Source organism: Maribacter sp. 1_2014MBL_MicDiv, assembly GCF_001865655.1.
In the GTDB taxonomy this organism is placed as follows: domain Bacteria; phylum Bacteroidota; class Bacteroidia; order Flavobacteriales; family Flavobacteriaceae; genus Maribacter; species Maribacter dokdonensis.
In genome coordinates this window covers 235208-257276 of sequence record NZ_CP011318.1, presented here as the reverse complement: position 1 = coordinate 257276, position 22069 = coordinate 235208, and the positions used below count along the sequence as shown (strand labels likewise).

General features: G+C 35.5%; 17 protein-coding genes. 15 read left to right on the top strand and 2 right to left on the bottom strand.

The genetic code is table 11. The annotated features are described in order from the left end of the window. Positions 1-337: 337 nt before the first annotated feature. From YQ22_RS01175 to YQ22_RS01110, 14 genes are all read left to right on the top strand, one after another. Positions 338-2368 carry a transketolase family protein gene (locus YQ22_RS01175; RefSeq protein WP_071339742.1) on the top strand — a complete coding sequence of 677 codons (2031 nt, stop codon included), beginning with the start codon at positions 338-340 and terminating at the stop codon, positions 2366-2368. A 57-nt stretch (positions 2369-2425) separates the two neighbouring features. Then, entirely contained in the window at positions 2426-3079 is a 654-nt protein-coding gene (gene fsa / locus YQ22_RS01170; RefSeq protein ID WP_058105582.1) for a fructose-6-phosphate aldolase, read from the top strand. 130 nt (positions 3080-3209) lie between these two features. Then, positions 3210-4370, top strand: coding sequence for a hypothetical protein (locus tag YQ22_RS01165; protein WP_071339741.1), 1161 nt, complete (start codon positions 3210-3212; stop codon positions 4368-4370). A 305-nt stretch (positions 4371-4675) separates the two neighbouring features. Beyond that, positions 4676-5164 (top strand): hypothetical protein, encoded by a 489-nt coding sequence (locus YQ22_RS01160; RefSeq protein WP_071339740.1) that lies wholly within the window; start codon positions 4676-4678, stop codon positions 5162-5164. Between the two features lie 185 nt (positions 5165-5349). Beyond that, a complete protein-coding gene (locus YQ22_RS01155) occupies positions 5350-6177 on the top strand; it encodes a LytTR family DNA-binding domain-containing protein (RefSeq protein WP_071339739.1) in 828 nt (275 codons plus the stop codon). 114 nt (positions 6178-6291) lie between these two features. Continuing rightward, complete coding sequence (locus tag YQ22_RS01150; RefSeq protein ID WP_156894515.1) at positions 6292-7506, top strand: hypothetical protein; 1215 nt, start codon at positions 6292-6294, stop codon at positions 7504-7506. A gap of 346 nt (positions 7507-7852) precedes the next feature. After that, positions 7853-9301 (top strand): ATP-binding protein, encoded by a 1449-nt coding sequence (locus YQ22_RS01145; RefSeq protein ID WP_071339737.1) that lies wholly within the window; start codon positions 7853-7855, stop codon positions 9299-9301. Between the two features lie 110 nt (positions 9302-9411). Further along, positions 9412-10020 carry a hypothetical protein gene (locus tag YQ22_RS01140; protein WP_071339736.1) on the top strand — a complete coding sequence of 203 codons (609 nt, stop codon included), beginning with the start codon at positions 9412-9414 and terminating at the stop codon, positions 10018-10020. A 233-nt stretch (positions 10021-10253) separates the two neighbouring features. After that, positions 10254-11006, top strand: coding sequence for a CPBP family intramembrane glutamic endopeptidase (locus tag YQ22_RS01135; protein ID WP_071339735.1), 753 nt, complete (start codon positions 10254-10256; stop codon positions 11004-11006). 208 nt (positions 11007-11214) lie between these two features. Beyond that, complete coding sequence (locus YQ22_RS01130; protein ID WP_071342450.1) at positions 11215-12183, top strand: MBL fold metallo-hydrolase; 969 nt, start codon at positions 11215-11217, stop codon at positions 12181-12183. Between the two features lie 110 nt (positions 12184-12293). Continuing rightward, positions 12294-13427, top strand: a complete 1134-nt coding sequence (locus YQ22_RS01125) for an amidohydrolase (protein ID WP_071339734.1) — start codon at positions 12294-12296, stop codon at positions 13425-13427. A gap of 35 nt (positions 13428-13462) precedes the next feature. Beyond that, entirely contained in the window at positions 13463-15016 is a 1554-nt protein-coding gene (locus YQ22_RS01120; protein WP_071339733.1) for an arylsulfatase, read from the top strand. 224 nt (positions 15017-15240) lie between these two features. Continuing rightward, the gene (locus tag YQ22_RS01115) at positions 15241-18432 is read left to right on the top strand and encodes a glycoside hydrolase family 2 TIM barrel-domain containing protein (RefSeq protein ID WP_071339732.1); all 3192 of its coding nucleotides are present in this window, start codon (positions 15241-15243) and stop codon (positions 18430-18432) included. A gap of 49 nt (positions 18433-18481) precedes the next feature. Next, positions 18482-19615, top strand: a complete 1134-nt coding sequence (locus YQ22_RS01110; protein ID WP_071339731.1) for a formylglycine-generating enzyme family protein — start codon at positions 18482-18484, stop codon at positions 19613-19615. A gap of 13 nt (positions 19616-19628) precedes the next feature. Here YQ22_RS01110 and YQ22_RS01105 read toward each other — a convergent pair whose 3' ends face one another. Continuing rightward, a complete protein-coding gene (locus YQ22_RS01105; protein ID WP_071339730.1) occupies positions 19629-20324 on the bottom strand; it encodes a LytR/AlgR family response regulator transcription factor in 696 nt (231 codons plus the stop codon). A gap of 221 nt (positions 20325-20545) precedes the next feature. On the opposite strand from YQ22_RS01105, the gene trxB reads away from it, so the two are divergent. Further along, the gene (trxB, locus tag YQ22_RS01100; protein ID WP_071339729.1) at positions 20546-21523 is read left to right on the top strand and encodes a thioredoxin-disulfide reductase; all 978 of its coding nucleotides are present in this window, start codon (positions 20546-20548) and stop codon (positions 21521-21523) included. A 70-nt stretch (positions 21524-21593) separates the two neighbouring features. Here trxB and YQ22_RS01095 read toward each other — a convergent pair whose 3' ends face one another. Next, entirely contained in the window at positions 21594-22040 is a 447-nt protein-coding gene (locus tag YQ22_RS01095) for a hypothetical protein (RefSeq protein WP_071339728.1), read from the bottom strand. Between the last annotated feature and the right edge of the window lie 29 nt (positions 22041-22069).

Here is a 22069-nt window from a genome sequence, read left to right as displayed (position 1 = left end):
TAATATGCAGATTGTAAATGTGCAAACCTGCGAAAGTCATTTAGTGATTTCACTAGTGCCTGCATTCTTTGAATTTTGCTATTCCATTTACCAAAGCATAAGTGTTTTATTTTGAGGAGATAAACCGATAAATACATCAGGAGGCACATGAAAAACTCTTCGAAAACCCTTTCGAAAGAGTTCAAGCATCAATCTATCGAAGTTTAGCCGTTTAATAGTTGAGTGCTATAGAATTATGTTGTGCAAATAATTTTAATTAGAGCCCTATATAAAGTATCTTTGAGGAGATTTAATAAGTTTGAATTTAACACGAACCTGAAAAATAATCTAAAATATAATGAACAAGGAACTAGATCAATTAGCGGCCGATAATATTAGGGCATTAGCTGTAGCGATGGTAGAAAAGGCAAACTCTGGGCACCCAGGTGGGCCAATGGGAGGAGCAGACTACATGCACATTTTATATACTGAATTTTTCAACTATGATCCTTCTGATATGAAATGGCCTTTTAGAGATCGTTTCTTTATGGATGCTGGTCACTTATCAACATTGATGTATGCGCAATATTACCTTTTGGGGAACTACTCAAAAGACGACGTATCCAATTTTAGACAATGGGGATCGGTAACACCTGGTCACCCTGAGGTAGATGTGGCAAGAGGTATTGAAAATACTTCTGGTCCATTAGGTCAAGGGCATACTATGGGTGTTGGTGCAGCGGTAGCGGCCAATTTTTTAAAAGCGCGTTTTGGCGATTGGATGAACCATAAGATCTATGGTTTTATTTCCGATGGTGGTGTACAAGAAGAAATTTCTCAAGGTGCAGGTAGAATTGCTGGTCACTTAGGCTTAAGTAATTTTATCATGTTCTATGATTCTAACGATGTTCAATTATCATCTAAAACAGATGAGGTAACTTCTGAGGATACTGCAAAGAAATATGAGGCATGGGGATGGAAGGTAGTTACTATAGACGGTCACGATCATGAGCAGATCAGAAAAGCGTTGACAGATGCCAATGCAGAAACCGAAAAGCCTACCTTGATCATTGGTCAGACCATAATGGGTAAAGGTTGTGTAACTGCAGATGGAACTCCGTACGAAGGGTACACCGAGTTACATGGTAAGCCAATTGGCGATACGGGGGCAGATTATGAAAAGACTTTGGTGAATTTAGGAGCCGATGTTGACAATCCTTTTGATATTTATTCAAAAGTAGAGGTATACTACGAAGGGATCATCAATAGAAAGAAAGATGAAGCTCAGGCAAAGAAAAGGGAAATAGATGCATGGCGTTCAGAGAACCCAGAGTTATCTGCTAAGTTAGATGGTTTCCTTGAAGGAAAATTACCTAAATTGGATTTCAGTTCTATAGCTCAAAAAGAAGGTCAGGCAACAAGAGCGGCATCTTCCAATGTTTTGGCATACTTGGCACAGAACGTAGAGAACATGATCGTATCTTCTGCGGATTTATCTAACAGTGATAAAACGGACGGGTTCTTAAAGAAAACAAGCATTTTAAAGAAAGGTGATTTCTCCGGAGCATTCTTACAGGCAGGTGTAGCGGAATTGACCATGGCAACTATGGCAAACGGTATTGCCTTACATGGTGGGGTTATGGCGGTAGTGGCTACATTCTTTGTGTTTTCTGATTATATGAAACCAGCCATTCGTTTAAGCTGTATTCAAGAGTTACCGGTAAAGTTTGTATGGACACATGATGCCTTTAGGGTAGGAGAGGATGGCCCAACGCACCAACCCATAGAGCAAGAAGCTCAAATACGTTTATTAGAGAAATTAAAGAACCATAGTCATGAGCAAAGTTTTGTAGCATTACGTCCGGCAGATTCTCAAGAAACGAACGTAGCTTGGAAAATGGCCATGGAAAACCAAAAGACGCCAACAGGTCTTATCTTGTCCAGACAAGGTATAGGTGATGTACCTGCTAAGAGCGGTAACCGTTATGAAGAAGCTTTAGGAGCGGAAAAAGGAGGTTACTTGGTACAAGAAGTAGCTGATCCAGATGTAATATTAATTGCCAACGGTTCTGAGGTATCTACTTTAGTAGCGGCAACCAAATTGTTGGAAGAGAAAGAAGGGTTGAAAGTGAATATAGCTTCAATACCTTCAGAAGGTTTGTTTAGACAACAATTAGAAGCCTACCAAGAAAAAATTATTCCGCCAAACAAGCCGGTATTCGGTCTTACGGCAGGTTTACCTGTAAACTTGGAAGGTTTAGCAGGACCAAATGGTAAAGTATTCGGTTTAGAGCACTTTGGGTACTCTGCACCGGCAACCGTACTTGATGAGAAATTTGGGTTTACCGGAGATCAAGTATACCAACAAGTAGTAGATTTTTTAAAATAAATAATCTTTAAGGCATTGCTTTAGGGACATTGATTATAAATTTAAAATTAGTAACAGATGAAATTTTTTATAGATACAGCAAATTTAGACGAGATCAAAGAAGCTCAGGATATGGGTATTTTAGATGGTGTTACCACAAACCCATCTTTAATGGCTAAAGAAGGCATTACAGGTGCCGATAATATTTTGGCACATTACAAGAAAATATGTGACTTGGTAGACGGTGATGTTAGTGCTGAGGTGATTTCTACCGATTTTGACGGAATGGTTGAAGAAGGGGAGAAGTTGGTTAAAATTAGCCCACAGATCGTAATTAAAGTACCTATGATCAAAGAAGGCGTAAAAGCGATCAAGTATTTCTCTGATAAAGGATACAGAACTAACTGTACGTTGGTATTCTCTTCAGGTCAAGCTTTATTGGCAGCAAAAGCAGGAGCAACTTATGTATCTCCGTTCATTGGTCGTTTAGATGATATTTCAACAGATGGGTTAGGCTTAATAGCGGATATTCGTTTGATCTATGATAACTACGGTTTTGAAACTGAAATTTTAGCAGCATCTGTACGTCACGTAATGCATATTATTGACTGTGCTAAGATCGGTGCTGATGTTATGACCGGTGGCTTAGGTGCAATTACAGGACTTTTAAAACACCCATTGACAGATAGTGGTCTAGAGAAGTTCTTGGCAGATTACAAAAAAGGTAACTAAGATGTAATACGTTATCTAATTGATATTAAAAACCATCACTGAAAGGTGATGGTTTTTTTGTTTTAAATTAGTGCTTCTAAAAAACGACCAAACTTACTAAAGATACATCTATTTAAATATTGAAAAGAAAATGAGAAAGAATATAATTTTTTTTATAATAACTGCTACATTTTTATTGACTTCCAGTTGTGGAAGCGATAATGTTGAAAATGAAGAAGTTATAGAAACCCCTACTAATCAAGCTCCAAATCCCTTCTTACTTTTAACCGTAAATGATCAATCAAAAAATATAGAGTTAAAGCCTACATTAACTTGGGAAGCATCAACAGATTTAGATAATGACCCCATCAGTTACGATTTAATATTAGATAATAATTCTAATCCTAATACAGTAATCGCCTCTAATATTGAAGATACTGAATTTACAATTGACTCCTTTCTACAGTCCGAAGAAGTTTATTACTGGAAAGTAATAGCTAATGATGATAATGGCAATTCTACTGCAAGCAGTGTTTTTAGTTTTACTACAATCGATTTGTTTACAATTACAGATGTAACAACAGATTTATTGAGCCCTGCAGGATTAGCATTTAATGGAGATGATTTGTATTACTCTGAAGTAGATGGTTACAAAGTATCAAAAGTCAATGTTTCTGAGAAAAACCCTATCGCAACAGATGTGTTAACGGAATTATTTACTGGCAGGTTAGCTTTCTCTGGCACCGAATTATATATTTCTCAACCTCAAGCTAATCTACTCTCTAAAACTGATATATCAGTCACAACGCCTATCATAAGTCCCGTAATTCTAGGAAGTAATGGTCCTACAGCATTGGCTTTTAATGGAAATGAATTATTTGTTGCAGCACCAGACGTGAATAAAATTAGAAAACTAAATATTTCATCTACAACACCTGCGTTTATAGATGTACTTCAATTGGAATTTGGTCCTCGCCCCGATGGTTTATTACTAAATGGTAATGATTTGTATATTGCTTTAAGGGTAGGTAACAAAATTGTTAAAATGGATATTTCGGAAAAAGAGCCTGTATTGGTAAATATAGCCACTGGATTATCTGGTCCTACTGCATTAACACTTGATGGAAATATACTATACATTGCTGAATATGAAGGAAATAAGATTTCAAAAATTGATATTTCATCTAATTCAACTACTGTAACAGATGTAAAATTAGGTTTATCTGGTCCAAGAGAATTAGCACTTTATGATAATGAACTATATATTGCTGAATACGATGGCAATAGAATATCAAAAATTAATGTTCAGTAGAGGAAATATTATTTACGTTAGGAAAATTAATAACAGAATATTCTAATTGAATAAGATTTTATTTATATAATTAAATATCTTCAACTATAGAAACTAACATTCGAGTCGAGCCGTTGTGCTTAATTTTCAAAAAAGCCATATAGGTAATTCAAAAGAATGAACAAATTTAAAGGAACTTGATTAATGATTAGGGACGCGGACACGTACAGCTATCCAGAATTCGTTGAATTTAATAACGACCAAGTTCTTTATTTTAAGCTATTACACGAAACTGAAAACGGACTGCTTAAAAAAAACCAACTCACATGGAAAAGTTGTCCGAAACCAAATTTGAATTTGTGGCTGAAAATCGCATACGAATTTTTAGAACGGGTAAAACCCTTACTGTATTTAACGATACGGAATTAATATCCGGGGAAACTGAATTTATAACGGATTACGAAAGAATTGAACCTACAAAAACGCATTTAACAGACGAAGAAATTCAAAAAGTGGACTATAAAGCAGTATGGAATGGAGAAAGAATTCAAATTGTTTTTAATAAATATCTTGACAATCCAGCTATTCAAAAAGTCAACGAACGACTAAAAAGAGAGGGGCAAAAATTGGTATTGGAGATTCTACATGGCACCTATTTCGCATCAATTTTTAGAGACGGAGAAAGAAGAACCTTAATCGGGATTAAAGAGATTAATAGAAAAAAAGCAATTCTTTATGGTTTTGCAGAAAAACCATACGAAATAATAGCGGAATCGTACATAGAAAACACTAGACACAACAAGCCCCAAGCGTAAAGTAGATTTTAATGCTTAATAGAAAGGTCTGTGTATATTTATAAAGTCGCTAAAGTGAAAATTGCGAGTGAAAGAAATGTTCAATTTAGCTCAGGACATGTGAAAATAAAACTTATCTATAACTTTGTGCCAACTAAAAAGTTTAGGTGCTAAGCTGTAACTAATAAGATTCTCAGGTATTACAAATGATTTCACTAAATAAAACTATAGCCTATACCAAAAATTGGAAACATACTTTTTTAATTGCATTAGTATTGGGAACTATGGTTCCAGTGTTATTAATAACTTTAGAACCTTTTGATACTAGCAATGATTTCTCATTTAAATATTTAATTCTTTCAGGATATTCGCTTTGTATCATCATACCAATAATACTTATTCATCCTTTAGAAAACTATGTGTACAACGTACAGACAAAGCGTTGGTTTATTATAAATGAGTTTTTTTATATCACTGGAACACTTTTATTAATTTTTCTTCTCTCTTTTTTATATCATTTTTTTCTAATTAGCCTGCAATCATCATTTACTTCAGAAGCCGTGTGGGGTTTTATAAAATCGTTCGGATTGCCATTTATACCAATCGTAGTACCATTATGGCTTTATTTGCGATCTAATTATGGGGCAATAGAAGTTCCGTTTTATGATAAAGAAAATAGTAGGAGTAAAAAGACCGTAACCATTGTTGGAAATAATAAATCTGAAACCTTAACAATTTGTGAAGCGGATTTTATTTATGCCAAGGCGCAACAAAATTATGTGGACGTATTTTATAAAACGGATAATGGAATGCAGCAAGAAACATTTAGAAATACATTATCTAACATTATGAAACAATTGCCAAAGGCTTGGCAAGTACACCGTTCTTATTTAGTAAATCTGGATTATCTGGAATCTGTAGAAGGAAATGCTAGAAAACGTTATATAAGGATTTCAACAACGGAAGAAACCATTCCAATTTCTCAAATTTACTATAAGGCTTTAAGTAAAAGGCTTTCAAATTCGTCAAAATAAAGTCAAAACTATCCCTAAGACTTCAATTATAACCCAAAACATTCAAGCTAGTCACACTATTTTTTTGTTTCTGTTTTTATGGATTCTCTTTGTGGAGAACTTAAAAACAATCAAATGAAAATCCGTAATCTATTTACCCTTGCAATTTTAATTTCATTATGTATAAGTTGTTCATCTAGTAAATATGTAAACTATTTACAAGAACAGACAGAAGTGGTTAAAATGAAAGATTCTTTACAGTTTAATTCTCTGGATGAAAGTTTTTATAATAACAGACTGTTTCTGGTTGGTGAAGTGCACGAGGTTGAAACTTCTCCAAGAATAGACTTTGCATTATTTACGCAAATACATGATAAAATAAAAGTTGATGTTTATTTGGCTGAAATGGATATTGCCCAAGGTTATTATCTGCAAGAGTATCTAAAAGGGGCAAATGAAATGGAACTCCATAAAATTCTCAAAGAGTGGCCGGTTTATATAGGAAGTATTTCAAAGCAATACAGGAATAAATGGAACAAAATGAGAACATATTACGCTCAACTACCTGAGAACAAAAAATTTAAACTTGTTGGCATAGATAGAATAGCAGATTTTGAACTGGTTAGAAAATTATTGAAAGAAAAGCTACCGATGAAATATCATGGTGAGATTCACGAAACGAATGATTCATTAATTTCTTGGTCTAAAAATAAACTCAGCTTGATTCTAGACAAAGAGAAATCACATTTAGATATGACTACGTTCAATTTATTAAAAAATATAGAGTACAATATTTCCAATTATAGAGAAATTAGAAGTCGTGATACGTTTATGTATCAAAATTTTAAGAGATTTTATAAACAAAATCAATGGGAATATAACAATATTTATGGTGGTTTTGGTTTTTCTCATACCCTGCAAGGGTATAACTATACTTTTGCTGGAAAGGTAAAAAAGGACTCCATGCTGCCATACGCCAACAAATTGGTTAGCTTAAATACCTTGTACGTTGACTCTAAATTGACGGTCGATAGCAAAAGTCTACCTAAATTTATGCAAGACAAAGGCAAAGCATTTACAAGATTTAAATACTCACAGGATAATAGACTTTTTATGTACATAAAAGGAATAGCGGACTATAAAAAAGTTACGGAGCCAAACAGCATCAGCTTACTTAAATTAGACGCTCAGGGTTCCCCTTACTTAAATTCCACAAGGGGAACCAAAGTTAAAAAGTTAATACCTATCTGGGATGCATATGATATTATTGAGGGTACTTACACCACTGATTATGCTCAATATTTATTATTCGTCAGAAATGCAGACTGGATCCAACCAGATGAAAACTAATTATTAGTATGCGCTCATTTTAAAACTTAAGTATTATAAAGATTTATATACATTTATAAAAATACTGTGTGAAAATTATGTTAGAGGGAAATACTCAAAATTTAGTTTTGGACAAAAAAAATAAAACTACACAATAAGCTTTAGCTTCGTGCGTAGACAGAAACAAAAAGTTTCCTTAATACCCCTCTAAGTCTAGCTAAAAACATTGCGATTCAGAATATAGAATATCTAATTGTTTAATTAACTCATTTTTTTTATCAAAAATACATCTATTTAATCAATAATGTAAAAATAGATAGTTTTGAATCTATTTATTTGAGTATACTTGTCTAGTTAAGATGAATATATGGCAATGCTAAACCCTATTCCGACAGAAAAGATTATCGAACGTCTCCGGTACGAAAACCCTTGGTGGATTACCAAGGAGATTCCGGATACATACAGTTCAATGTCCAAAAGATTATATTTTGATCTCTTTTATCCATTCGTTCTCGAAAGAAGTATTAATAGGGCATTGGTTCTTATGGGGCCAAGAAGAGTAGGTAAAACGGTAATGCTATTTCATTGTATTGGGAACTTACTAAAGGAAGGGACGAATCCTCATAGATTATTTTTTATTGGAATTGATAACCCTATTTATGTTAACTTAAGCTTAGAAGACATTCTAACCCTTTGTAAAGAATCTTTAAGCCTTGACAATCTTAATGGTTGTTATATCTTTTTTGATGAAATACAATACTTGAAAGATTGGGAAAGACACTTAAAAGTATTGGTTGACTCATATCCGGAAACTAAATTCATTGTTTCAGGTTCAGCTGCTGCGGCATTGAAATGGCATAGCACAGAAAGTGGAGCGGGTAGATTTACTGATTTTTTATTACCTCCTTTGACATTCCAGGAATATATTCATTTGAAAAATCTTGACCATTTAATTTTTGAAGGGCATATTCAATATGGAGACAAGGATATAGAATATTGCTTAACTCATGATTCAAAAGCTTTAAATAAAGAATTCATCCATTATTTAAATTTTGGAGGCTACCCTGAGGTTGTGTTATCTGAAAAAATACAAGGCGATATGGGCAGATACGTGAAAAATGATATTGTGGATAAAGTTCTTCTTAGAGATTTACCAAGTTTGTACGGCATCAAAGATGTCCAAGAGTTAAACAGATTTTTCACATATATAGCTTATAATACGGGAAATGAATTTTCGTATGAGACAATGTCTAGGGAAAGTGGTATTCAAAAGGATACATTAAAAAAATATCTAGAATATTTAGAGGCTGCATTCTTAATTAAAGTATTAAATAAAGTCGGGGTAAATGCAAAAAGATTAAAAAAAATTACAAGTTTTAAAGTATATCTTACTAATCCATCTCTTCGTACTGCTTTGTTTTCTCCGATAAGTGAAACAGATCAAGAAATGGGAAATATGGTTGAAACTGCAATTCTTTCACAATGGATGCATCGGGAGCAACTAGATTTAACCTATGCTAGATGGAAAGACGGCAGAAAGGAAGGGGAAGTAACCCTTGTTTTAGTAGATGATAAAAATTACAAACCTGTTTGGGGAGTAGAAATTAAGTGGAGTAATCGCTATTTTGATAAACCACAAGTATTAAAAAGTTTAATTAAATTTTGTGAAGCAAATAAACTTAAAGCAGCAGTTGTCACTTCAATTGACCAAATAGGAATGAAAGAAACACAAGCCTTAAGGTTTACTTTTCTACCGGCTTCTATTTATGCATATAATATTGGAGAAATCACACTTAGAATGAAAACTAATAATTAAAAAATATGAAAGCACAGTAATTAAGTCTACTCCAAACTTAAAGTAAACCTAGTTTAACTACTTACTTGGTAAAGAAAAATAACTGTAAAGTCCATAAAATTAACTTATAAATGATACAATTCTTCTTAAGGCTCAAACAATGGCAACTCTTCATTGTTATGTTAGGTCTCCCCATAATTTATCAATTGTTCTTCATATTTGAAATTTTCGGAAGCCGTATACAACCAATGGAAGTAGTTGGAGAGGAAGGTGTTACCCAAGTGCTTAATGAGCGTTATTTTCATTTTGATTTTTTACCTTATGTACTAATATTGTTTAGTCTAGTGTTTTTTGGTTGGTTTTGGTCAATAGCAATTGGACTTCAAAAAAACATACCTGTCGAAATTGAAATGAAGGTTAAGAGGTTTAAAGCCTTTTTCATAATTCCATTGGTCTATACTATTGTTTTTATGATGTTTATAGGCGGTCTTTTTTCTGGGATGTTTACTTATGGTTTTTCAAATAGTACTTGGTTCTTAGTTATTATTCTGCCACTTCATTTATTTTCAATGTTCTGTATTTTCCATACCATATATTTCGTGGCTAAAACAATAAGAACCGCAGAGCTTCAAAGAGTTGTAACTTTTGGCGATTTCGCTGGAGAGTTTTTTCTGCTCTGGTTCTATATCATTGGCATTTGGATTATTCAACCAAAAGTAAATAGGTTAAATCGTGAATAACACAGCCTTGTATTATACGTCGGAATTCAATTTTTACATGGTTTTTTGGACTTTATTTGAAAGCTGTTGGCTTTTCTATATGAGCGTAAAGTAACCAACTTAGCTAATACTAATTGGTCACTTATGTTCAGTGTTAGTATCTTATCTTTAGGTCTTAGAAAAGTATATGCTATCCTGGACCATTACTGACGGTTTAGAAAAGACGATAGAAAAGGTTGAAAATTTAGAAAAAAATGGAGATTGAATTAAAACCCTTTTGGAGTAAAATTTTCAGGTTTAACTGGAAATTTGGTCTTTTTTTAATTCTTCTTATATGTATTCCCCGAATTGCTTTGGTCTTACACGGTAATGTGATAGGAAACATGCAATTTGTTGGCATAATGATGCTTATTATGGCTATGGCACCGTTCATATTTTTAAGTAAATACGGTAAAAATATAATCGGAATTAAAAAGCCTACAAATAATCTTTGGCTGATTATTGCTTTGATAATAGGTGTGCTATTTAGTATTCTTCTATACTTCATGGGAGAAGCGTTCTATGGTGATACGTACAAAAACTGGTACAACTATATTGGAAAATCGTATAATATTCCCCTGGAAATTGACGAACAAAGTAAGCTTCTAATGTTCGGTATTTCAGCTTTGATTGGAATGACATTTAGTCCTATTGGAGAAGAATTTTTTTTTAGAGGAATAGTCCATTCGAGTTTTGCAAAATCGGTAGGAAATAGAAAAGCATCTTTAATAGATAGTTTAGCATTTGCTATTGTCCATATTTCTCATTTTGGACTAGTTTACCGTAATCAACAATGGGAATTCCTCTTTGTGCCAACTATGATATGGGTGTTAAGTATGTTTGTTGCGAGTATTTTGTTTTACGTTTGTAGAAAATGTTCAGGCTCTATTTTTGGAGCGATAATATGTCATTCGGCATTTAATTTGGGAATGACTTATTGTATATTCTATCCATTGGTAACAATTTAAAACGGATACTATAATAACCTAGATTTACAATCAAAGATAAATTTAGCTTAGTAAAAAAAAATAATTTCAAATCAGCCTGTTGGGGAACCTTCTGCAGTATTTTTGAAAACACTTGGATTATGGTTGGAGATTGATAGCCATTATTCATATAAAATAAATAGTCTTCTATTTTAACCAAGTATGATTTTGGTATGGAATGAAAAATAAAATGAAAAAGCATATTTTAATTTTAGCGGTATTACTATTTATTTCCTGCGCAGATAAATCAACACCAAAACAGACTGTGCAACAGGTGAAAGCCAATACTATAGAAGAAACCGCTATTATGGTTCTTGGCAATGTTCAAGATGCCGGGTCGCCCCAAATTGCTTGTAAAAAAGAATGCTGTGCTGATTTGTTTGAACATCCGGATTCTCAGAGAAGGGTTGTGTCATTAGGCTTGGTAGATGCTGAACATCATAAGTCTTACATGTTTGAAGCTACCCCGGACATTGCCCAACAAATGAAAATGCTAACTCAATTTAATGCAAAGGGCACTAATGAGATAGTAAACGGAATTTTCTTGACCCACGCACATATTGGTCATTACACAGGTTTAATGTATTTAGGTAAGGAAGCAATGGATACTCGTGAAACTCCGGTCTATGTTATGCCTAAAATGGAAGATTTCCTTTTGACCAATGGACCTTGGGATCAGCTTGTGAAAAGAAAAAATGTGCAACTGCATAAAATGGTTGAACAGGTTGCCATACAACTATCTGATAAAATAAGTGTAACTCCCATAGTGGTACCACATAGAGATGAGTATTCAGAAACGGTGGGTTATCATATTAAGGGTCCAAATAAAAGTGCACTGTTTATTCCGGATATTGATAAATGGGATAAGTGGGACAAGAATATTATTGAAGAAATACAAAAAGTAGATTTTGCATTTTTAGATGCCACATTTTACAGTGGGAAAGAAATTAATAATAGAGATATTGACGAAATTCCACACCCTTTTGTCATTGAAAGTTTAGAGAAGTTTAAAGGATTGACCGACATGGAAAAGAGCAAGATTGTTTTCATTCATTTTAACCATACCAACCCGTTATTAAATCCGGAAAGCGAAGAAAGTAAATTTGTGCTTGAACAAGGTTTTAAAATTGGAAGACTTAATGATGTTTTTAAGTTGTAGTAGTAAATGATGATTTTGATATTTTCAATTAGAAGAAATTTTTAAAAACTAATACACCTTTTAAAGTAAGTTAGTTTCTGTAAATTTTAGTTTATAAGTAATTTTAATCTATGATCGATACTTTGGTTCTTCTTAGAAAACAATTACATGAAAATCCTGAGCTTTCAGGTAAGGAACATGAAACGGCAAATCGTATTGTTGAGTTTGTAAAAGGTTTCAATCCTACTCAAATCATTGAAGGTGTAGGAGGTACAGGGGTTGGGGTTGTTTATCAATTTGCAGAAAGTGGACCTACGGTTGTAATTAGGTGCGAGTTAGATGCTTTACCTATAGTTGAGGAAAATACATTTAATTACCGTTCTAAAAATAGTGGAGTTTCGCACAAATGTGGCCATGACGGTCATATGACCATTGTTGCCGGTTTGGCGCCATGGTTGAAAGAAGCAACCTTTAAACGGGGTAAAGTAGTGCTGTTGTTTCAGTCTGCCGAGGAAACCGGTAAAGGCGCGGCAAACGTCATTGAAGATAGTAGGTTCAAAAACCTAACAATAGACTATGTATTTGCCTTACATAATTTACCAGGTAGTAAAAAACATTCAATATCGGTAAGGTCGGGTTATTTTACGGCTACCGTACAAAGTATGTGTATTCGGCTTAAAGGAAAAAAAGCCCATGCTTCAGAGCCTGAAAATGGGGTGAATCCCGCATTGGCAGTTTCAGAGTTAATTAAAAGTATTGCCCACTTTTCAGAGCCAAATGCTCATAAAGAAAACTTTGCCTTGTGTACGCCCATTTATATGAATTTAGGGGAGAAAAACTATGGCATATCGGCAGAAGATGCTGAAATCCATTACACCATACGTACATGGAGTGGTGAAAATATGACCCAGTTAGAAGATAAAATTAAAAAGTCGGTGAATGCCATTGCGCAATCGTACTCGCTTCAATATACTATAGATTGGTTTGAATATTTTCCGGCATCCGATAATGATGACACATGTGTTTCTTGGATTAAAAAAGTAGCGAAGCAAGAAAACCTTTATATAAACCAGCATGTAAATTCCTTGAAATTCGGAGAAGATTTTGGATGGTATTCCCAACAATATAAAAGCGCTATTTTCGGTTTAGGGGCAGGTGAGGAGCATCCAGCATTGCACCATGCTAATTATGATTTTCCAGATGAATTAATAGCAACCGGCATACAAATGTTTAAAGGGATGATAGCAGAGGTTTTGGATAATTAGGTATCTTTAAAACTACCAACACCAAACGATCCATCATGAAATATGTATTTATAATTGCTATTCTTCTTTTATCATGTAAAGAAGAAAGTAAAACAGCCGCGCCCACAGAACAAAAACCTAACATTATTTATATTTTGGCAGATGATCTGGGCTATGCTGAAATTGGTGTCTTTGGTCAAGAAAAAATTGAAACTCCTAATATAGATGCCTTGGCAAAACAAGGCATGATTTTTACACAGCATTATTCAAGTGCCCCGGTATGTGCCCCGGCTAGGTACATGTTTCTTACAGGTAAACATGCGGGTAAGGCATTTATACGTGGTAATGATGAGTGGAACGATCGTGGTGATGTTTGGAACTATAGGGCAATGGCTAATGACTCAACTTTAGAAGGTCAACGACCGGTACCAAAGGGTACTAAAACCATTGCTAATTATTTGCAAGATGAGGGGTATAAAACCGCGTTAATAGGAAAGTGGGGCTTGGGAGCTCCACATACGCATTCCATCCCTAATGAAATGGGTTTTGATTTTTTCTACGGATTCAATTGTCAGCGACAGGCGCATACCTATTATCCGCTGCATTTGTACAAAAACAGAAACCGTGTGCATTTGGCGAACGATACCATTGCACCGAGCTCGCCCTTTCCAAAAGGATTAGACCCAAAGAACCCAGAAAGTTATAAAGACTATACGCTTACCGATTACGCTCCAGACTTAATGTTTAAAGAGCTTACAGGCTTTGTAAATCAGCATAAGGATAATCCGTTTTTCCTGTATTGGGCAACGCCAATACCCCATGTGGCGTTACAAGCACCACAGCGTTGGGTAGATTATTACAAAGAAAAGTACGGCGCAGAGGAGCCTTATTTATCCGGTAACGGTAATGGGTACTTTTCACATCAAAATCCACATGCTGCCTATGCGGCTATGGTGTCTTATTTTGATGAGAATGTGGGTAAATTGGTACAACAATTAAAAGACGAGGGTTTATATGAAAATACCTTGATCGTTTTCACTTCGGATAACGGTCCAAGCTACGCTGGTGGTGCAGATCCAACATTTTTTGAAAGCGCCAAACCTTTTGACGGGGAATATGGGAAAGGCAAAGGGTTTGTCTATGAAGGCGGTATACGTGTGCCAACATTTTTTACTTGGCCCGGAAAAATCAAGCCTGGTACTACGAGCGATTATGCATCTGCCCATTATGATATGCTGGCAACATTTGCAGATATTGTTGATTATGAAACACCAATAGATACGGATGGCATTAGTTTTATGCCCACCTTATTGGGAGAAAAGGGACAAGCTGAGCATGAATTTATGTACTGGGAATTCCCGGAGTATGGCGGACAAATTGCCATTAGAATAGGAGATTGGAAAGTAGTTCGGCAACATTTAAAAGATGATGAGCAGTCAACATTCGAACTTTATAATCTAAAAGATGACCCTACTGAAAAGAACAATATAGCCGATAAGCATCCTGAAATTTTAGAACAAGCTGCAGCAATATTTAAAAGGGAACACACAAAGCCCGAAACAGAACGTTTTCAAATACCTCTTTTAGAAAACGGATTGTTAAGCGAATAGAAAACTGTCTTCAGAAATCTTACCAAAAAATAAAACATCAATTTATATGCATTTTTAAATCCACAAGTTTAGTTGTATTTTGCAAGGATGGAATTTAATGTAGTACATAATTATGTGTGTACTAAAATGTGAATTTCATTGATTGAAATCGGTATAAATGCGAAATATCTATTATATGAGTGATTTTGCAAATATTGAAACTAACACACTTGAACAACTAGAACATGAAAAACGGTATTAAAATTTGCGTACTCGGCATCTTTTTATTCACTGCATTTTTAAATGCACAAGCTCCAACATGGGAAAATCCGGAATGGGAGAATCCTGAAATATTTCAGATCAACAGAGAAGAGCCTACGGCATCGCTTTATCGCTATGAGGACGTGAAATCAGCTTTGGCAAATGAAAGTTGGGAGAATTCTTTAAACTATCAGTCTTTAAATGGAGAATGGAGATTTAATTACGCGGCAAGTGTACCGGAAAGACCTATATCGTTTTATAAACCGGATTATGATACCTCTGGGTGGAACAAGATAAAGGTACCGTCTAATTGGGAACTGGAAGGTTACGGTACGCCCATATATACGAATGTGGTATATCCGTTTCCAAAGAATCCGCCATTTATTCCTCACGATATTAATTCCGTTGGTAGTTATAAGCGTCATTTTGAAACTCCTGAAAACTGGGAAGATAAAGAAGTGTACCTGCATTTTGGAGCGGTAAGCGGTGCCATGTACGTATACTTGAACGGGCAAATGGTAGGGTATAGTGAAGGCAGTAAAACTCCGGCAGAATTTCATATCAACAAGTATTTAAAAGAAGGCAGAAATGACCTTTCCGTACAGGTGTTACGCTGGTCTGATGCCAGTTATTTAGAAGATCAGGATTTTTGGAGGTTAAGTGGTATAGATAGGGATGTTTATTTGTATGCAACCAATAAAGCTACGATAAAAGATTACACGGTGGTGGCAGATTTAGATGAGACCTATACGAACGGTAAATTCCGTTTAGACCTAGAATTGGCAAATACCGGTAAGAAACAAAAAGGTACCCAAGTAGAAATTACATTATTGGATGGAGCACAAGAAGTCTTTAAAGTAAACCAAAGTTTAGATGTCGTTGAAGGAATTACTACGGTAAAATTTGCTCAAGAAATTCCTAATGTAAAAACATGGAATGCTGAAAAACCTAATCTTTATGCACTACTTTTTACATTAAAGGACAAAAAAGGCAATGTTACCGAAGCCATCAGTTCAAAAATCGGATTTAGAAAAATTGAGATCAAGAACAATCAATTTTTGGTGAACGGTATGCCCGTATTGATCAAAGGCGTAAACCTTCATGATCATGATGAAGTAACCGGGCATGTGATCAGTGAAGAGGTTACATTGAAAGATATGGAGGTGATGAAGCAAAACAATATCAATGCTATTCGCTGTAGTCATTATCCTAAAAACGAATTTTTCTATAGAATGGCGGATAAATATGGTTTTTATGTAGTTGATGAAGCCAATATTGAAATTCATGGTATGGGAGCAACCAATCAAGGTTTGGATGGTGATGAGGCCGCAATTGCCATTCACCCTGCATATAGACCTGAGTGGAGGGAAATGCATTTAGATAGAACGATAAGAATGTTTGAACGCGATAAAAATTATACTTCTATAGTAACCTGGTCTTTAGGAAACGAAGCCGGTAACGGTCAAAACCTTTTTAATACGTATGATTGGTTAAAGGCACATGATACAACAAGACCTGTACAGTACGAAGGAGCTACAAATTTCTCTAATACTGATATACAGGCACCAATGTATGCAAGAATACCTGAAACTATAGCTTATGCGGAGAACGACCCCAAAAGACCTTTGATTCAGTGCGAGTATGCGCATGCCATGGGCAACAGCGTTGGTAATTTACAAGATTACTGGGATGTTATCGAGAAATATGATGTTTTACAAGGTGGCTTTATTTGGGATTGGGTAGATCAAGGTCTAAAGGCTACCAATGAGAATGGTGAAGCGTTTTATGCCTTTGGGGGCGATTTGGGTGGAGCGGAATTACAGAACGATAACAACTTCTGCTTGAACGGTTTGGTTGATCCTGACCGTTCTGCACATCCGGCTTTGTATGAAGTGAAAAAAGTATATCAATATGTAAAGTTTACATCGGAGAATCCAAAAGCGGGAAAAATCAGTTTAAAGAATATGTATGATTTTACAAACCTGTCCGAATATAATTTTTCATGGAGATTGTTGGAGAATGGGGTAGAAGTAGGTAAAGGAAAAATTGCCGATGTTGATATTGCTCCTTATCAAATTAAAGAAGTGCAAATAGAATTGCCAGAATTAGCAAATGCCACTTCTGAGTATCATTTGAATGTATATATGAACACAAAGCAAGAAAGTGCATTAATTCCTGAGCACTACTTATTGGCTTACGAACAGTTTCAATTGACAGATTTTAAACCATCTGTTTTTAAAGAGAATATTGACGGATTAAAATTGACTAAGAAAGAAGATATCATTACCGTTACAGGTGACGGATTCAAAATAGGTTTTAATAGTAAGGACGGAACATTGTCATCCATAGATTACGGACAGGGAAATTTGCTGCAAAAGGGACCTGCCGTTAATTTCTGGCGCGCACCTAACGATAATGATTATGGCTACCATATGCCTAAATTATTAAAGCCTTGGAAAGATGCTACCGATACTCAAAATCTATTGCGTTTAGAAGTGAATTCCAATGAAGGCAAGAAAATTATTGATGCTGTAAAGTTAACCGCTAATCCGTTTAAGATTAGAAATGATTTTAATTTAAATGCAACATACGGTCTACCATCGGTAAATGGAGAGGTACAGGTAACCTACACAATTAATACGAAAGGTGAAATTTTGGTGAGCACACAATTGACAGGTCTTAAGGGTGATTTGCCCATACTGCCAAGATTTGGTAATAACCTGATCATTGATAACAATTACAATCAGGTAGCATGGTATGGTAGGGGAAAACATGAAAACTACCAAGATCGTAATACATCTGCTCTGGTGGGCGTGTATAATGCTAAGGTGTCTGATCTGTATTATGAATATATACGTCCCCAAGAGAATGGAAACAGAACGGATATTAGAACTTTGTCCTTTGTGAACAAGGACGGTAAGGGTATTGAAATTACAGCACCAGATCTATTCTCGTTTAGTGCGCACCATCAATTGAATTCAGATTTTGATGAAGGAATGGAAAAAAGGCAGCAGCATACGTTTGATATCCCTACAAGAGATTTGATCAATATAAATATTGATCATAGTCAAATGGGTGTAGGTGGTGATAATAGCTGGGGAAACCTGCCGTTAGAAACATATCAGATCAAACCGGAAAACTTTTCTTTTGATTATGTAATAAGTCCAATACGTTAAAATCTTATTATTGATCAGAATTTTAAATAGTAGAAAGTATATTTAGACCATGAAGAAAAGCATGCATTATGTAGCCTTGATCGTTTTTGGTGTGTTGATGGTCAATTGTAAGTCGGAACCAAAGAAAGACAAAATACAGCAAGAAGAAAAAACCGAGATTGAAAAGCCCACACCGGTAAAAGATCATACGGTATTGAATGAAAAACCGGAAGGAGTAACTGCTCCTAAAGGTATGGTTTGGGTGCCGGGCGCTGTTTTTAAACAAGGTGCAGTTAATAATGATAAAATAGCTATGGATCATGAAAAGCCCGCAATCGATGTAATGGTAGATGGCTTTTTTATGGACGTTACCGAAGTAACCAATGCACAATTTTCTGCATTTGTAAAAGCAACAGGCTATGTAACGGTCGCAGAAAGGGGAATTGATTGGGAAGAATTGAAAAAGCAAGTACCGGCAGGCACAGAAAAACCGCACGATTCCATATTGCAGCCTGGTTCATTGACTTTTAAAAAAGCAAAATCTTCAGTGCCTAATCTTTATGATTTTTCCCAGTGGTGGAATTGGACCATTGGCGCAGATTGGAAACACCCTAATGGACCAAAGAGTTCCATAAAGGGAAAAGATGATTACCCGGTGGTACAAGTTTCATACGAAGATGCATTGGCTTATTGCGAATGGGCAAATAGGCGCTTGCCTACAGAGGCGGAATGGGAGCTGGCATCAAGAGCGGACTCATATGGTACCATTTATAATTGGGGCGATGATGTAACCGTTCTGGCGGAAAAAGCGAATACGTGGGAAGGAGAATTTCCTGTTGAAAATACCATGGCAGATGGTTTTGAACTTAGGGCTCCCGTAAAATCATATCCGCCAAATGCATTGGGATTATATGATATGGCAGGTAATGTGTGGGAATGGACCAGTGATTGGTATAATACCGATTATTACAAAGAAGCTAAATCTAAAAATACGGTTTTGGTGAACCCCAAAGGTGCTGAAAGTCCGTACACACCAAATAACCCGCTTGCAAAAGAAAGAGTGATCAAAGGAGGGTCATTTTTGTGTAGTGCATCGTATTGCGCAAGTTACCGTGTATCTGCAAGAATGGGGTCCAGTATGGATTCCTCATTAGAGCATACAGGTTTTAGAACGGTTGCAACTGCTGAAATGCTGAAAGAATAGAAAAATACAGTTTTTAATCTATGCAGTTTAACAGTTGATCAAGTTCAACAATTTTTGCACGGCTAATAGGTATTTTCTTGTTTTGAATTTCGATGAACTCATGGTTATAGCGTTCAACCATTTTTAGGTTGACAATATAAGATTTGTGAATTCTTATGAACTTATCCGCCTCTAGTCTATCGTTAAAAGCGCTCATTGTAGATAAGATAACATAATTACGCTCTTCGGTAACCACCTTAACATAATCGCCCAGTGCCTCAACGTATAAAATTGCGTGCACGTTAAGTTCAACTTGCTTAAGGTTGTGCTTTACGACCAATTTGCTTTCTGGCTGTTTCTTTTTAGCAGATTTCACCTTATCTATGGCTTTGGTAATGGCAGCCTCAAACCGATCGGTGCTATAGGGTTTCAATAAAAAATCGGTTACATTGAAATCAAACGCTTCAAGCGCATACTTTTGATCATGACTGGTAATAATTACCTTGGGCTGTATGGTCAGTCCAGATAAAAACTCAAAACCGTTCATGTCCGGCATTTCAATATCAAGAAATAATAAATCAATTTTTGACTTATTTATTTCCTTTAAAGTTTCCGAATTGGCGCTGGCAGCGTGTATTAATTTTAAATGCTTACTTTTTGCAATAATTTGTTCTAGAAGCTTCCTTTGGGTAATGGAATCCTCTATAATAGCACAGTTAAAGGTCTTCATTCAATAATCATAAAAGTTCTACGATACTTACGTTAAGAATGGGGGAAGGTTCATTTTTCTAAAGATTAATATTAATTTAAACTTGGAAAAACAGCCGAAAAATAGTGAATACTTATCTTCATTGCTAATAATCGTATAAAAACTTTTGATAACTATATTGTAAGTTTCTAGCTCAAAAACCTACTTTTGTTATAGAAAATTTAATAGAACCACTTGATATTATGTCTGATAAAATAGAACGTGTAAAAACATTGATTATAGGGTCTGGACCTGCAGGTTATACGGCAGCAATATATGCTGCACGTGCAGATTTAAAGCCTGTTATGTACACAGGAATGGAACCTGGAGGTCAATTGACCACTACGACTGAAGTTGATAATTTTCCGGGATATCCAGAGGGTATAGACGGTCCTACTATGATGGTACAATTGCAACAACAAGCAGAACGCTTTGGTACAGAGGTTAGAATTGGTATGATTACTTCTGTAGAGTTTTCAAAAGAAAAAGGCGGTATTCATAAGGTTGTCGCAGATAATGATAAGGAAATTGAGGCTGAAACTGTTATTATTTCAACAGGGGCTTCCGCTAAATATTTAAACTTGCCAAGTGAGCAACGCTTACGTTGTGGTGGAGTATCCGCATGTGCCGTTTGTGACGGTTTCTTCTATAAGGGACAGGACGTTGCAATTGTTGGTGCAGGGGATACTGCGGCAGAGGAGGCTTCTTATTTGGCCAATATCTGTAATAAAGTAACTATGTTGGTACGTAGAGATGAAATGAGAGCTTCTAAAGCTATGCAACATAGGGTAAACAGTATCAAGAATATTGAGGTACGTTACAATACTGAGGTTGATGAGGTTTTGGGTGAGCAAGTTGTAGAAGGTTTACGTATGGTGAATAATCAGACTGGTGAAAAGGAAGAAATTGCAATTACCGGTCTTTTCATTGCTATTGGGCATAAACCTAATACAGATATCTTTAAAGGTCAATTGGATATGGATGAAAAGGGTTACCTAATTACCAAAGGTAAATCTACAAAGACCAATTTACCAGGGGTATTCGCTAGTGGCGATGCTCAGGATAAGGAATATAGACAAGCTGTTACAGCTGCTGGAACCGGTTGTATGGCAGCGTTAGATGCTGAACGTTATTTAGCCTCTATTGGTTCTGTTGAAGAAGCAGTAGCCGATAAATATTAAGAACCATTCATAATATATTAAAAAGAGCCCGTTCATGCGAACGGGCTCTTTTAATGTTTGCAAAATGTGGTTAGTCTATCCTAACGTAGTTTTCAGAAAATGTTCTGTTACCTTCTTCATCAAGGCTTATTTGGCTGAACCTGTCATCGGTTAGTTGTAGTTCAAAAGTAAAAATACGCATGGTATCCATAGCTTGGATCATTTCATTGTCGCCATATTCCAATGTTTCCATTAATCTGTCATCGGTAATTTTATAAGTGCCATAGCCGAATCTTCCTATTTTGTCTACAGGAACATATCTTGTCCACATAATTTTACCATTATAGTACATTTTAACCTGTCTATATCCGTCAGCCGTGGGCACGGTATCAATTATTTGTTGACCATCGTAATTATAAAAACTTTCAAGTTCCCATGTGCCTTGTATGGTATGCATGTAGTTGTCGTTTATGGAATTTGTTGAAGCGGCTGAGACCAATACCAGCATCAACAATACCAATCCTAATAATTTTTTCATAGTGGTAGCGTGTTAGTTAATAAAAGAGT

Excerpts from the sequence above, each read along its gene's own strand:
- YQ22_RS01175 (WP_071339742.1), top strand. The coding sequence starts at position 338 with ATGAACAAGGAACTAGATCAATTAGCGGCCGATAATATTAGGGCATTA.
- fsa (WP_058105582.1), top strand. The coding sequence starts at position 2,426 with ATGAAATTTTTTATAGATACAGCAAATTTAGACGAGATCAAAGAAGCT.
- YQ22_RS01165 (WP_071339741.1), top strand. The coding sequence starts at position 3,210 with ATGAGAAAGAATATAATTTTTTTTATAATAACTGCTACATTTTTATTG.
- YQ22_RS01160 (WP_071339740.1), top strand. The coding sequence starts at position 4,676 with ATGGAAAAGTTGTCCGAAACCAAATTTGAATTTGTGGCTGAAAATCGC.
- YQ22_RS01155 (WP_071339739.1), top strand. The coding sequence starts at position 5,350 with ATGATTTCACTAAATAAAACTATAGCCTATACCAAAAATTGGAAACAT.
- YQ22_RS01150 (WP_156894515.1), top strand. The coding sequence starts at position 6,292 with ATGAAAATCCGTAATCTATTTACCCTTGCAATTTTAATTTCATTATGT.
- YQ22_RS01145 (WP_071339737.1), top strand. The coding sequence starts at position 7,853 with ATGGCAATGCTAAACCCTATTCCGACAGAAAAGATTATCGAACGTCTC.
- YQ22_RS01140 (WP_071339736.1), top strand. The coding sequence starts at position 9,412 with ATGATACAATTCTTCTTAAGGCTCAAACAATGGCAACTCTTCATTGTT.
- YQ22_RS01135 (WP_071339735.1), top strand. The coding sequence starts at position 10,254 with ATGGAGATTGAATTAAAACCCTTTTGGAGTAAAATTTTCAGGTTTAAC.
- YQ22_RS01130 (WP_071342450.1), top strand. The coding sequence starts at position 11,215 with ATGAAAAAGCATATTTTAATTTTAGCGGTATTACTATTTATTTCCTGC.
- YQ22_RS01125 (WP_071339734.1), top strand. The coding sequence starts at position 12,294 with ATGATCGATACTTTGGTTCTTCTTAGAAAACAATTACATGAAAATCCT.
- YQ22_RS01120 (WP_071339733.1), top strand. The coding sequence starts at position 13,463 with ATGAAATATGTATTTATAATTGCTATTCTTCTTTTATCATGTAAAGAA.
- YQ22_RS01115 (WP_071339732.1), top strand. The coding sequence starts at position 15,241 with ATGAAAAACGGTATTAAAATTTGCGTACTCGGCATCTTTTTATTCACT.
- YQ22_RS01110 (WP_071339731.1), top strand. The coding sequence starts at position 18,482 with ATGAAGAAAAGCATGCATTATGTAGCCTTGATCGTTTTTGGTGTGTTG.
- YQ22_RS01105 (WP_071339730.1), bottom strand. The coding sequence starts at position 20,324 with ATGAAGACCTTTAACTGTGCTATTATAGAGGATTCCATTACCCAAAGG.
- trxB (WP_071339729.1), top strand. The coding sequence starts at position 20,546 with ATGTCTGATAAAATAGAACGTGTAAAAACATTGATTATAGGGTCTGGA.
- YQ22_RS01095 (WP_071339728.1), bottom strand. The coding sequence starts at position 22,040 with ATGAAAAAATTATTAGGATTGGTATTGTTGATGCTGGTATTGGTCTCA.